Raw genomic sequence first — 12459 nt, forward strand, 5'->3', positions numbered from 1 at the left:
GTAGTGATGTAGGCACCACCAATCTGAATCTGGTCGACCAGAGTCACGTTGGCAGCTTTCAGCATGGCGTCGGAAGCTTCGATTTGAGCAACCAGACCTTTTGTTTCAATTAAACCAATGGCTTCAGAACTCATTTTGTCCTCGATTTTTTTAGTTGTGATGGGTTGAGCTGCATTACCTTGAGCTGCATACCAGTTGAACGTCAACTGGTTATGTTCATCGTCAATACGATCAGGTTCAGGAATGTCAGCCGTCAATGTTCATAACCCGATTATGATTTCTTGGCAGCAGGCTTGGGCAGTACGCTGGCGAGTTCTTCGTGAGGACGTGGGATTACCTGAACGCTCACAACTTCTCCAACTTTGCTGGCAGCAGCGGCACCGGCGTCAACGGCTGCTTTCACAGCAGCAACATCACCGACGACAAAACCTGTGACCAGGCCACTACCCACTTTTTCCCAGCCAATCATCTGTACGTTGGCCGCTTTCAACATTGCATCGGCGGCTTCAATCAGGCTGATCAGCCCTTTTGTTTCCACCATTCCCAGGGCTTCCATTGCTTTCGCCATGAGTCAGTTCTCCTTTTAGAGAGTGTTAAGAAAAAAAACAGTTCGTTGTTTCTGCAGAATCGGAAATCAGGTTCTGCGACAGTTATCAGAGAGGCACCTGCCAGTGTTTGCAGCTGACCTCTGTTGCCGATCATTTCCAGATCAGCTGTGTTTGCATTTACAGCCTTCAGGGACGTAGAGTTTTACTGAGGTGGCATGGTCGAGATCGACGGCGTTTCCTTCATCGGTATCGATGTGGACTTCAAGTTTGACCTCCGGGTTTTCACGGACGACCACATCTTCCAGAACGGTCGTACAACCTGCTGATTCAATTCGCAGATGTAAGTTATCTCCGTTGGAACAGCCGTAGTAAGCACAGTCAGCGGGTGACATGTGTACGTGACGGGCGGCTCGGATGACGCCGAATTCCAGTTCAACGACACCTTTGGGGCCCATCAACACGCAACCGGGTGTGCCTTTGAGGTCGCCACTGATGCGAATGGGAACATCAAGTCCCAGCGAAATCGTATCTGTGAAAGCGAGTTCTACCTGGGTATCACCGCGGCAGGGACCTAATACACGCACGTTCGGAATCATGCGACGGCGGGGGCCCACGACGGCGACAGTCTGGGTCGCTGCAAAGTAGCCTTCCTGGTAAAGGTCTTTTTGGACTTCCAGCTGGGCACCTTTGCCGAACAGGATTTCCAGATGCTCCTGGGAAAGATGGATGTGCCGGGCTGAGATATTGACGACCAGCGGGTTGGGAGCGGTCTGAGGTGCTGAGGCAACTCCTCCCATTTGCTGTGACAAAGCCTGGCGAACCAGCTGTTCTACCTGCGAGCGGGAGATGGAATTGGAAAGTTGTGTCATAATATCGGATCTCAATTTATGAATTTATATTGGCTTCAGAAAGGGATGAATTATGTTTCGACGACTGTGAGTTCGATGCCTGCCTTGCGAATGACGTCTTTCCATTCTTCGGTGATGCCGTCATCCACGACGATATGGTCGACCGTATCCAGCGGACACAGATACGCGAGCGCCGAGTGCCCGAACTTGGTACTGTCTGTCACCACAATGACTTCTTCTGCTGCTTCAAACATTTGCTGTTCTGTTTCGACTAACAGCATGTTGCTGTTGTATAGTCCGTCTTCTGTGATTCCCCCGACACTGATAATCAGTCGTCGGACATGGACACTTTTCAGTGATTCCACCGCGGTCTTGCCTAAAGCGACTCCTGTTTTGGGAAACAGGAATCCTCCGATCAGCATTAGATCAATCTCCGGCTGGTTGACCAGCAGATTGGCGATCGGCAGTGAATTAGTGACGACCTGTAACTGTTTGCCCGCCAGTTGCCGGGCGACCTCCAGAGTGGTAGTGCCTCCATCCATCAGCACGGCCTCTCCGGGAGAGATCATATTGGCCACTGCTTGAGCAATCTGCCTTTTTTGCCTGGATGACATAAAAGACCTGTCTTCAAAAGTGGATAAAGACTCTCCACTGTAGGCAGCCCCACCTCGGGTCCGCCTGATCTGACCGATTCCGTCAAGATACTCCAAATCCCTTCGAATGGTAGATTCAGAAGCACCCACAGAATCCATCAAATCCACAAGGGACACAAAACCCTTGTTTTCTACTATCTTTAATATGCTTTCCCGTCTTTCGTCAAGCAACATTGACATGCAAACTCCTCCTGAGACGATATAGTTCCCTGTAGAATATGCCTCTCAAAGCGCCGACTTTCAATCAATATATCCAAAATACCATCAAAATCTTTCAGAAACAATCAAAAACTGTCAGTTGTTTTGGATTTTCCTAAAGACTTCATCTTACCTAAAGCAAATATTCACTTTAGGGCGGAATTCATTAAAGTCTTCCCAGAGTATCTCTCTTGTTTGCGGGTCGGGTCTGATTCCAATCCGGAAAAATTCAAGTTGCTGACTTTCTGAGGCTCGAGTCGTTAGCCGGTTCCGAAAATAACATTTGTTCTGAATGCCCGGATTAGAGTCGTTGATCTGAATGTCTGTCCTCGGACTCAGTCATATCCCGGGAGGGAATGTCCTCTTCTTCCCGATGAGATTGAAATATCAGTAGTCATGTGCGCAAGGAGGGCGTGCCGGTGACATCATTCATGGAGGGCGGGATGAAAATCAGATATCCTTTCACTGTCGGGCTACTCTCTGCTGTGATCAGCGGCTGTGCTTCCAGTCCCGATCGTCTGACAAGTGATCTGGGAGAGTCGAAGCCAGCGACGATGGCGCTTGAGAGTCCAGCTCCGGAGAAACTAACCGGGGATGAAATTTCAGGACCCGCTGTTTCAACTGATCCTGAAACAAAGTTAGTAGTACATGAGCAGGCTGAAGAGCTTCCTTTCGCAGAATACGATATTCCCCTGCTCTCTGTTTCTAGAACCCCCTAAGTCTCATCAGCAGACAGCGTATTCAGTGAGTGATCTGGAATCACTGGCTCAGGCAAATAACCCGACCCTGGTTCAGTCATCAGCCCAGGTGGAAGCTTCCCGGGGAGCTACTTACCAGGCGAGGCTGTTGCCCTTCGATGATTACTCCATGCCCATGACCAAAGAAGACATGCGAAAGATTAACGGACGTCGTGAAGTCCAGGGAATGCGGGAAGGTTGGTTCAAAAGTGTGAAGGGGCTGTTTACCGTGATGCGTGTGCTGCCACCCGATCTGTACGATAAGGTGATGAATACGGACGAACCGATTCCACCTAACTCAAGTACGTCGCTCAATCCGCCGCCGGGAAATCAGAAACTTTGAGAGAGGCGAACAGTTCAATCCTGTATGATGGTTCGACGCTCGACGACTTTGATTTTGCCGGCAGCGAACAGGCGGATCATTTCGGGGTAGAGTTCGCATTCGGCCTGAAAGACATTGGCGGCAACCTGATCCGGCGTATCTGTTCCTGATACAGGAACGGTCTTCTGACCAATGATCGGGCCGTGATCATATTCATTGTCGGCGAAATGAACCGTGCAGCCACTCACTTTCACTCCTCGCGCGACGACGGCTTCATGAACTTTGTGTCCGTAAAATCCATGTCCGCAGAAGGCGGGAATCAGAGCCGGGTGGATATTCATCACACGATGCTGATAATCCTCCGGAATATGAATCAAAGACAGGTACCCGGCCAGCGTCACCAGATCGGCTCCGACTTCGCGACAGAGTCCAAAAATGGTGGTGCTGAATTCACCGATATCCTGAAAATCACGGCGGCGAACGACTTCACAACGCAGGCCGGCCGCTTTCGCTTTGGCGACACCTCCGCAGTCCGGGCGACTGGCAATCACCAGGGGGACTTCGATATCGAGTTCTCCGGCGGCTTTTTTGTCCAGAAAATTGGTAAGCGTCGTGCCTCCACCCGAGATCAGCACAGCCAGTTTCAAGGGGGGATGCAGAGGGGAACTGCGAGTGTGATTCACATTCATGCTGTCAGAACAATACTTGTTTAAGGTAAATTAAGTGAAGCGATTATTGATCAGATCCGGCTGGCGGTTTTATGTCTGGCGTTTTCGTTTCCGAAGCTGTTTTTTTCGGCAGTGAATCTGACTGTGTTTCCAGCTTGCTGAAATCAACCTGGTCCTCGTTTTTCTGCAGGCGTCTATCGCGGAATCGTTTGTCTCGTTGACTGGCTTTCCAGATGGCGATGGCGATACCGGCAATCAGGATGATCAGTGTACCTGCCAGAATTTGTGAAAACAACCGGCCCCCCTGTTCGTCGACCGTTCGGGGATTCCATTCCAGTTGCTTTGCCAGGATCAGAGGAGCAACGCGGGATGTATCCTGTGCATTGTAGACGTACATTTTAAACAGGTAACCGGTCACAGTCACATGGTCGATGACATCCGTACCATCCGGCAGCCCGTCTTTCAAAGCGGGGGGAACCTCCGTGCAAATCACGACGGTCGGGTTCTGTTGTGAATCATCGGTAAACATCCAGGCTTCATAAAGAGTGTTGATTCCATACTGGTTGTCATCTGCAGCAGGGTAATGCATCAGTTTACGGACACGACCGGTTAACGTGACGAGCCGCCCTTTATAGCGATCACTGTTCTTGAAGAGATCCAGAAAGACGGGAAACTCCCGCTCGGGATGCTCGCGGAATAACTTCATTTCGGAACGACGCTGTTGCAGATTGAATTCGGCTGCCTGTTTCTGATCTGCCAGACTGGTCTCCTGCAGGTGCTTGAGTACGTAATAGTAGAGTGCCTTTTCCTCTTCCAGAATGCCGCCAAAAGCTTTGTCTTCGACTTCATTAAACAACGAAGGGGCGAGCTGATCCGGAAATGGTCTGAAAGGGTCTGTCTGTGATTCGTCTGCGAACGCGGTCTGGAGGACCATGGCAGTCAGGCAGACAGCGACTCCCTGATTTCTGATGTAAGACAGCATATCCTGCTCCCAGGGTTTCACTTCTTTAAGTTCTTTAATATAACAGTATTATGGCAATTGCCTGTGGGACCTATTTTGTCGAGCGTCCATTGATTTGTCGAGGTTAAAAATAAATACCTGTCAGGCGGGGTGCTGAGCGTAATTCCTTATTTCACAAGAGGTTTTGGCATCCCGATCACAGGAGAGAGCATTGACACAAAACAGAGGATCTCTATAATTCCCTTCAATCGCAGCCAGACGAAATGCTGTCGATTGCTTGAATTATTATTGGACAGAGCGATCCCAAATTCAGAAAGTTATGTCATTGCAGGGTAGTCGAGAAGATTTTCTCTGCTTTTTTTCAAGGTATATATTGAATTCAATTGTAACGGAGACAACCAGTAATGGCTGAAAATGTTTTGGAATTTACTGATGCGAACTTCCAGTCTGAAGTATTGGAAGCATCTGAACCTGTCCTGGTCGATTTCTGGGCTCCCTGGTGTGGTCCCTGTAAGATGATGATGCCCACCATCGAAGAAATTGCCAGTGATTATTCAGGCCGCGTCCGCGTTGGTAAATTAAATACCGATGAGAATCCGGGTATTGCTTCGGCCAGCAGTATTAACGCGATCCCCACAGTAATGCTTTACAAGAATGGCGAAGTTGTTGAAAAGTTTGTAGGAGTTACTCCTAAAGAACGTTTTGCAGCATCACTGGACAGCCAGTTATAGCTAGCCTTGTTGCCATGATATCAATTCAGAGTGGGCAGAGGAGTTGTAATACTCCTTCTCTGCCCTTTTTGTCATAAGTAGAATCGCGTTATTCCGGATTGAATGTTGCCCTCAGGAATTGGATTCCACAACTTCAATCCCGATTTGAGTAATATCGCGAGGCGCTTTTCAGGGAAAGGAATCCCGGCATGAGCGAAGAAACCAGGCCCGACCAGAAATCTCAGGCACCCTCCCCGTTTGCAGGCGTCAAACGTCCTGCCAGTGACTCAGCCGACTCACGCCCGTTGAACAGTGCTCCCGGCATCGAACGCCGCGCGGATGCCCCTCATTCTTTCACTGAACCGGGAGTGCCGGAAGAGGGTTCCTTTTTCAGCGATCAGAAACAGAGAGCCCTGGAAGAGAACCTGTCGCATGCAGGGCAGGCGGCAGAGATCCAGACCCAGGGGGCGGCTGAAGCGGGCGCTTCATTAACCGGTGCCGAGTTGCTTTCCCAGGCTGGTGAAATCGCCAATTATCTGAAATCCCAGTTTGCAGAGATCAGTCGTCGCGAGCAGACACTCACCAGTCAGCTGAATGAAATCGACAACGAACGTCGCAAGATCCGCATGTGGGTGGGGCAGATTGAGGAACAGTATGACGAACGGGAAGCCAGCGTTCGTGATAAAGAAACCGAGCTGATTCGCAAAGCCGTCGAATGCGAAAAACTGGCGAAGACTGTCCAGCGCGAACAGGAAAAAGTATTCGAAGCCCAGGATTCCCTGGAGCAGGAACGCGCAGAAATGCGGGACCACATCCTGCGGGAATTTGCGGAACAGCGGGAAACCCTGGAGCGACAGAAGCTCGATCTGATTAACGAACAGAAACGGATCCGGGAGCAGGTTCTCGAATCGCTGTCCGAACAGCGTAATGAACTGGAACAGGCGCGAGCTGAGTGGCAGGGAGTCAAGCAGACTGAACTGAACCACCTCAAGCGGGAGCGGGAAGTTCATGAAGAGGCAGTGCGGAAAGTCGAAACCGAACTGAATTCGCGCAAAGAAAAATTTGAACTGGAACTGAAGACGCGACAGTCAGACTGGGATTCGAAACGCCAGGCGGAACTGGAAGCTTTAGAGTCTCGCAAGCGGGATTTTGTCATCAGTTCGGAAGAGATTGAACATCAACTCAAAATTCAACGGGAAGACCTGCAGCGCGAATACAGCGCCCGAGAAGAGGAATTTGATCAGAAGCGGACATTGATTGAAAATCGGATCAAATTTCAGGAAAACCACCTGTTGCGTTTAAGAAAGCAGATTGAAAAAGAACAGCATGATTTTCAGCGTCAGCAGCAGATTCAACAGCAGCAGCATGAGCAAAACGAGCGGATTCATATCTTGCGAATGAAGCAACTGGATCGCTTCCGGGATCTGTTGCAGCAGCGCGAGCAATCATTGACGAAGGAACGCGCACTGCATGCGGAGCTGCGCCGTTCCGTGGAACGTTATGAGCAGAATCAGAAGCAGAGAATGTCAGGCGAATATGAGGTCTGGCAGAAAGAACGCGATGCCCAGAAAGCGGAACTGCGTCGTCAGCATGATATGCTGGCACTGCATGCGGAAAACCTGGAACGGCGGCGGGAACGACTGGATACGCTGCGGGCCGAAGTGGAAGAAACTCACCGGGGCACCCTGGAAATGCGGCTGGCCCTGGAAGAAGGCTGGGCGCAGTTGACGCAGTTGGAAGGGGACGATGCAGCCCGTGAACGTCTGGAAAAAGCCCGGGAGGCACTCGCTGCCCACTATCGCCAGTTGCGTGAGTCGCTGTCTGTCGAACGCCAGGAACTGGATCATTCCCAGGAACTCTTTCATCGTCATCGGGATGAATTCCGCCAGGAACGTCAGGACCTCTCAGAGTGGGTGGCGGAACGTGATGAGCAACTGCGTCAGCGGAGCGAACAATTACGATTCGAAGCAGAGCAACTGGCTGTGCGCGATGCCGCCTGGGGACAGAAGCGGGAAAACTGGTTGCAGGAAAAAGTCTCCGCGGAAGAAGTGATCCGTAACCTGCTGGAGCAGTTGACGGAATTGACTGTCGGTCAGGGAGCAGCAATACAGCTGGCAGCGAAAAAGAGCCAGCGGTCTCATGTGCAGAATACGGCAGCAAAACCTGTAGATGGTCTAGCGAAAGAAACAGAATCTGAGAGCATTGACGAAATACTGGATCCGCGGGATTAACGCAGATCTTTCCAGGCATCCCAGCAGAGGAACAGCACCAGCCCGGCGGAGATCAGGAACATGATGTCCATCATCATGCTGCCCCGGAAGGGAATGCCGATGGCTATGTCTGCCAGAGCGAGTAATGCCACGATTCCGGATACGGCCATAGAGCCCATGATCATTTTTTTGGGTGCATCCGCCATGGCGATCCCCGTCCCTCTCTACTCATGCTGAAGCTGTATGGTGTATGGTTGTCTGTCTGAGCTGCACATTCAGTTAATCAATCAGATCCCGTGTGGACTCTGTGTTCACAGTATAGCGTATGGTCTGGTGTAATTTCCAGTCGATTCTGATATTCGTATTTCTGTCATCTGGCGATAATCGGCAGCGAACAGAACGAGACCTGGAAAAACTGATACAATTCCGATAATCAGTGGCTCAGGAGAGCGAACAGAGTTCGATAATATGGCCATCCGGGTCGTTCACGAACGTCTGAGTGGCTCCATCGGGCCGGGATTTGGGTGGGGAGACGATCGGAATCCCCCGCTCTACTGCTTTCTCATAGGCTGATTTCGCATCGTCGACCTGAAAAGCAAAGTGGTGGGTCCGTGTATTTTGCTGCGGGCCAGCGTTACCTGCCCTGCCCGACTGATCGTGTTCGAGAATCAGATGGATCTGCTGATTTCCGATTTGAAACCAATGCCCTTCGAATGTGAATGCGGGCCGGGGAACGTGATCCATGCCGAGAAAATCGACATAGAATTTCCGTGATGCTTCGAGATCCTTGACAACCAGTGTGATATGATCGAAAGCATTGACCTGCAGGCTGTCGCTGATGGCAGAATCACTCATGAATCGATTGTTCTCCCGTTGTGAAGTGAATCAGGATGCGGCGGAAGCCATAATCGGTTCGCCGACACTCCAGTTGGCGCCATCACGGACAATGTGGCGGTAAAGCGTATCGCGTTCCACGGGGATGCGTCCTGCTTCTTCAATCAGTCGATGTAACTGTTCGACAGTCAGCCCTTCGGGTGTTTTAGCACCGGCGTCATGGTAAATCAGTTCATGAACAACGGTGCCGTCCAGATCGTCTGCACCGAAACTTAAAGCGGTTTGTGCTGTCTTTTCACCCAGCATAATCCAGTAAGCCTTAATGTGGTCGAAGTTGTCGAGCATAATTCGGGACAACGCGATGACTTTGAGGTCCATCAGGCCGGACGGTTTGATAATTTCTGACATCCCCGTATTTTCGGGATGAAATGCCAGCGGAATGAAGGTCTGGAATCCGCCGGTTTCGTCCTGTAGTTCGCGCAGGCGACAGAGATGATCGACGCGGTGCTTTGCCTGTTCGTAATGTCCATACAGGATGGTGGCATTACTGCGCAGGCCGAGGTTATGTGCTTCGCGATGAATTTCGAACCAGCTTTCGGCGTCCGCCTTGTGTTCGCAGATCTGCTCGCGGATTTCGGGGTGGAAGATTTCCGCACCGCCGCCCGGCATGCTGGAGAGACCGGCTTCCATCATCTGTTCCAGTACCCAACGGACCGGCTTTTTGGTCATGAAGCTGAACCAGTTGATTTCTACGGGAGTCCAGGCCTTGATGTGCAGTTCGGGATATTCTTCGTGGATGATGCGGACTACATCCAGATACCACTCGAATTTCTTCTGGTGGTGCAGACCACCCACCACGTGAATTTCCGTAGCGCCGGTGCTGCGTGCTTCCTGAACGCGTTCGCGGATCATGTCATCGGTGAAGGTGTAGCCGCGAGGTGATTTCAAATCCGCCCGGAATGCGCAGAACTTGCAGCGATAGACGCAGACATTCGTGGGGTTCAAATGGATGTTCGTGTTATAGAATGCGAAGTTGCCGTTTTTGCGTTCGCGTATCCGATTCGCCAGATCACCCAGCCTCAGAATATCGACTTTCTCATCCAGAAAAACGCCCTCATCAAAAGAGATGCGTTCTCCCGCGTCGACTTTGCGGGTAATGAGATCGAGCTGTTCCTGTTCGTTATGATTCAGATTCATCAGACTGACTGTTGATTCTTTTCGATTGGAGGGTGTTCTAATCTTATGCCTGGCAGTCGCGAAGACTACACACTGCGGGACGGTATTTATTATGACGTTTCAGAGCCACTTATGCGAGCCAGACGTCGATCAATCCCACAAAGAACAATCCAATACTGATGATGGCGTTCACATGAAAAAAGGCCAGATTCACACGTCCCAGATCATCGGGATTGACCAGCAGATGTTCATAAATCAGAAGCCCGGCTACTGCAAGGACGGCAATCAAAAACGGGATTCCCAAAGCTGCGACGTACCAGAGGCTGAACAGGCAGATGATTGTCATGAAATGACTGAACATGGCAAATCGCAGCGCTTTTCTGATTCCCCAGCGGGAGGGAATACTGGACAGTCTGGTTTCCTGATCAAAATGGACATCCTGACAGGCGTAGATAATATCAAATCCGCCAACCCAGAAAAACACCACGGCTCCCAGCAGCAGCGGTTCCAGTGACAGGCTGCCACGAATGGCGATCCAGGCAGCGAGGGGTGAGAGCATCAGTGCGGTGGAGAGCCAGTAATGGCAGAAAATGGTGAAGCGTTTCGCATAAGAATATCCCAACAGAAACAGCAGGACGGGGATCGAAAGATAGAGGGGCCAGCGATTGGGCAGAAACAGGATTGTCGAGGCGATAAATGCCAGTGAGGTCAGGATCGTAAAAATTGTGACAGTCCGAACACTGATCAATCCGGCCGGGAGGTGGCGGCTTTGCGTCCGTGGGTTTTGTGCATCAATTTCGCGGTCCACGAGCCGGTTAAACGCCATGGCTGCAGAGCGGGCAAACAGCATACATAAAAGAATTCCCACCAGTTCCTGCCAGCGAACCTGTTGACCACGCCAGGCCAGGACCGCAGATAAGAGGGCAAACGGGAGAGCAAATATAGTATGGCTGAAACGAATCAGTTCCAGCAGAAGGCGCAGTCGGGCCAGCATGACATCAATCCGGTTAACGGTGGGAGGAGATCCCGTCAGGCAGGATCACAAAACACGCAGTTTGTGCTGTATCTTAGCGGATTGCGGGATGACACCCAAGCCAGAGCCGGACGAAACTGTCGTGGCGTTTCGGGAAATCAGGGTTTGAAAAGACATTACCGGGTCGGAAACGTATTCAGGGAAGCGACATAATTCACAAAGCGTTCATCGACACCAGGAATATGGCGGGGGAGTCGTGCACTCAAGACCTCCGGCTTTTCGTTGCTTTTCAATTCCGCCAGATATTCGAGCAGAGTGTCTTTCGTTTCCGGGGTGCTGTTTAACATGAAATGGACCCAGGCCCAGGCTTCCTGGTAATCAACCCGCTGCATCTGTGATACTTTTTCGAGCTGTTCCAGCCGTTTCATATCGGGTTTCCAGCCATTGTTCAGCGCGGCGGAGAGTCGTGAAGCATGATCACGGTTGATCTGGCCCGGTGTGTTACCGGCCACCTCGAAGTACTCGGCAAGACCTTCATCCAGCCAGAGTGGAACCGTCTTCAGGCTGGCATGTAACAGGCCATGTGTGAATTCGTGTCGCAGGTCTTCCTGGATACGGTCGCCCCAGAATGTATAGACGGCGAGTTCCTTGGGCGTACCAACAAAGTAAGCACGTCGCGGAGGCAAACCGGGATACGTTAAATCCAGGTAATTGCGGTATTCTTCCTGGTTCGAAAACAGATAGACGGTGACCTGCTCGCTGTTGAGTGGAATATTCAATGTCTCACCAACATCTTCGCGCAGTTTAATCAGATCCTGAAAGAGTTCATGGTCCTGTCCCAGTTTAAAATCACTGAGTACGATCAGTTGCTCAGCACTGACACTGTGGCGGGCGGGCAGATGGACGGACTGATTTTTGGCAACCGAATGACAGCCGGCAGAAAGCAACAGGCAAGACAATACACAGGTACTCAAAACAATTGCTTTGAGTACGACTCGCGACAGCATGTCTGAAGTCTTGTCTCGACTGACGGGGTTTTCTGATTTCACGGTTGGCAGTGTTATCTCATGAGGCAATGAAAGAAGTTAATTCGGGAGGTCTACCAGTTTATTCAGTGCGTATGGCAGGAGTGGCCTGCCGGGCTGCAGAACGTTTTTTATCTGAATTCGGAAAGAATCCGTCGAAGATACCGTTCGATGCGGATTGGATAATGAGATTTCCTTTGCCATTCTGGATCAGCGATTGCGCGAGCAGGGGATGGTTTTTCCAGGTGGTCGCCTCCCATTCACGGATGTCGGCATAGGTATCCTGCAAGCCCGCTTCAGACTTGGGGATAAAGAACCAGCCTTCCCTGGATTGGACAATATGATATTCAAAGGCAGCATACATGCCTCCCGCTCCCATGAGCATGAAGATCAGTGCCGCGATGATTCGGCGCATCGAATTCACTTCCTTGTGTTTCTTAAATCTGCTTCGCCTCAGTGCAGGGGCGGAATCATCTCAGAATCCGTAAAATGCGGCAAGAGTGAACTCTCTGTTTTAGCGAAAATAGATGTACGTTAGTTGCTGTTCAGGGGCGGATTGCCGAAGATATCACCGGGTCTGATCTGCTTGCCACATA

16 protein-coding genes are annotated in these 12459 nt (G+C 51.0%); 4 read left to right on the forward strand and 12 right to left on the reverse strand.

Going from position 1 to position 12459, the window contains the following annotated elements; genetic code table 11:
• From AACZ40_RS23860 to AACZ40_RS23875, 4 genes are all read right to left on the reverse strand, one after another.
• Positions 1–257: BMC domain-containing protein (locus AACZ40_RS23860; protein WP_339676113.1), on the reverse strand; the 257-nt coding region annotated here is incomplete at its 3' end.
• A gap of 14 nt (positions 258–271) precedes the next feature.
• Entirely contained in the window at positions 272–568 is a 297-nt protein-coding gene (locus AACZ40_RS23865; RefSeq protein ID WP_339676115.1) for a BMC domain-containing protein, read from the reverse strand.
• Positions 569–709: 141 nt separating this feature from the next.
• Entirely contained in the window at positions 710–1417 is a 708-nt protein-coding gene (gene pduL / locus AACZ40_RS23870; RefSeq protein WP_291166432.1) for a phosphate propanoyltransferase, read from the reverse strand.
• 50 nt (positions 1418–1467) lie between these two features.
• Complete coding sequence (locus tag AACZ40_RS23875) at positions 1468–2229, reverse strand: DeoR/GlpR family DNA-binding transcription regulator (protein ID WP_339676118.1); 762 nt, start codon at positions 2227–2229, stop codon at positions 1468–1470.
• Positions 2230–2690: 461 nt separating this feature from the next.
• Here AACZ40_RS23875 and AACZ40_RS23880 point away from each other — a divergent pair, with 461 nt between their 5' ends.
• Together AACZ40_RS23880 and AACZ40_RS23885 are read left to right on the forward strand one after the other, a co-directional pair.
• Positions 2691–2966 carry a hypothetical protein gene (locus AACZ40_RS23880; protein ID WP_291166430.1) on the forward strand — a complete coding sequence of 92 codons (276 nt, stop codon included), beginning with the start codon at positions 2691–2693 and terminating at the stop codon, positions 2964–2966.
• Between the two features lie 25 nt (positions 2967–2991).
• Positions 2992–3327 carry a hypothetical protein gene (locus AACZ40_RS23885; RefSeq protein ID WP_291166428.1) on the forward strand — a complete coding sequence of 112 codons (336 nt, stop codon included), beginning with the start codon at positions 2992–2994 and terminating at the stop codon, positions 3325–3327.
• 14 nt (positions 3328–3341) lie between these two features.
• Here AACZ40_RS23885 and AACZ40_RS23890 read toward each other — a convergent pair whose 3' ends face one another.
• Together AACZ40_RS23890 and AACZ40_RS23895 are read right to left on the reverse strand one after the other, a co-directional pair.
• Positions 3342–3995: a phosphoribosylglycinamide formyltransferase gene (locus AACZ40_RS23890; RefSeq protein WP_291166426.1), complete on the reverse strand. Its 654-nt coding sequence runs from the start codon at positions 3993–3995 to the stop codon at positions 3342–3344.
• 43 nt (positions 3996–4038) lie between these two features.
• On the reverse strand, positions 4039–4956 hold the full coding sequence (locus AACZ40_RS23895; RefSeq protein ID WP_291166424.1) for a hypothetical protein: 918 nt from the start codon (positions 4954–4956) through the stop codon (positions 4039–4041).
• Positions 4957–5339: 383 nt separating this feature from the next.
• Here AACZ40_RS23895 and trxA point away from each other — a divergent pair, with 383 nt between their 5' ends.
• Both trxA and AACZ40_RS23905 read left to right on the forward strand, forming a co-directional pair.
• Complete coding sequence (gene trxA, locus AACZ40_RS23900) at positions 5340–5666, forward strand: thioredoxin (protein ID WP_002647087.1); 327 nt, start codon at positions 5340–5342, stop codon at positions 5664–5666.
• A gap of 188 nt (positions 5667–5854) precedes the next feature.
• Entirely contained in the window at positions 5855–7876 is a 2022-nt protein-coding gene (locus AACZ40_RS23905; protein ID WP_291166421.1) for a hypothetical protein, read from the forward strand.
• Here AACZ40_RS23905 and AACZ40_RS23910 read toward each other — a convergent pair.
• From AACZ40_RS23910 to AACZ40_RS23935, 6 genes are all read right to left on the reverse strand, one after another.
• Positions 7873–8061, reverse strand: coding sequence for a hypothetical protein (locus AACZ40_RS23910; protein WP_291166419.1), 189 nt, complete (start codon positions 8059–8061; stop codon positions 7873–7875). The two genes, AACZ40_RS23905 and AACZ40_RS23910, sit on opposite strands and share 4 nt — an antisense overlap.
• Before the next feature lie 235 nt (positions 8062–8296).
• The gene (locus AACZ40_RS23915; protein WP_291166417.1) at positions 8297–8710 is read right to left on the reverse strand and encodes a VOC family protein; all 414 of its coding nucleotides are present in this window, start codon (positions 8708–8710) and stop codon (positions 8297–8299) included.
• Positions 8711–8740: 30 nt separating this feature from the next.
• Positions 8741–9886, reverse strand: coding sequence for an aminofutalosine synthase MqnE (gene mqnE, locus AACZ40_RS23920; protein ID WP_291166416.1), 1146 nt, complete (start codon positions 9884–9886; stop codon positions 8741–8743).
• Positions 9887–9995: 109 nt separating this feature from the next.
• Positions 9996–10859, reverse strand: a complete 864-nt coding sequence (locus AACZ40_RS23925) for a UbiA-like polyprenyltransferase (RefSeq protein ID WP_291166414.1) — start codon at positions 10857–10859, stop codon at positions 9996–9998.
• Positions 10860–11014: 155 nt separating this feature from the next.
• Complete coding sequence (locus tag AACZ40_RS23930; RefSeq protein ID WP_339676125.1) at positions 11015–11887, reverse strand: DUF1570 domain-containing protein; 873 nt, start codon at positions 11885–11887, stop codon at positions 11015–11017.
• 58 nt (positions 11888–11945) lie between these two features.
• Positions 11946–12278, reverse strand: a complete 333-nt coding sequence (locus AACZ40_RS23935; protein WP_291166411.1) for a hypothetical protein — start codon at positions 12276–12278, stop codon at positions 11946–11948.
• Between the last annotated feature and the right edge of the window lie 181 nt (positions 12279–12459).

Source organism: uncultured Gimesia sp. (assembly GCF_963972345.1).
Classification (GTDB): domain Bacteria; phylum Planctomycetota; class Planctomycetia; order Planctomycetales; family Planctomycetaceae; genus Gimesia.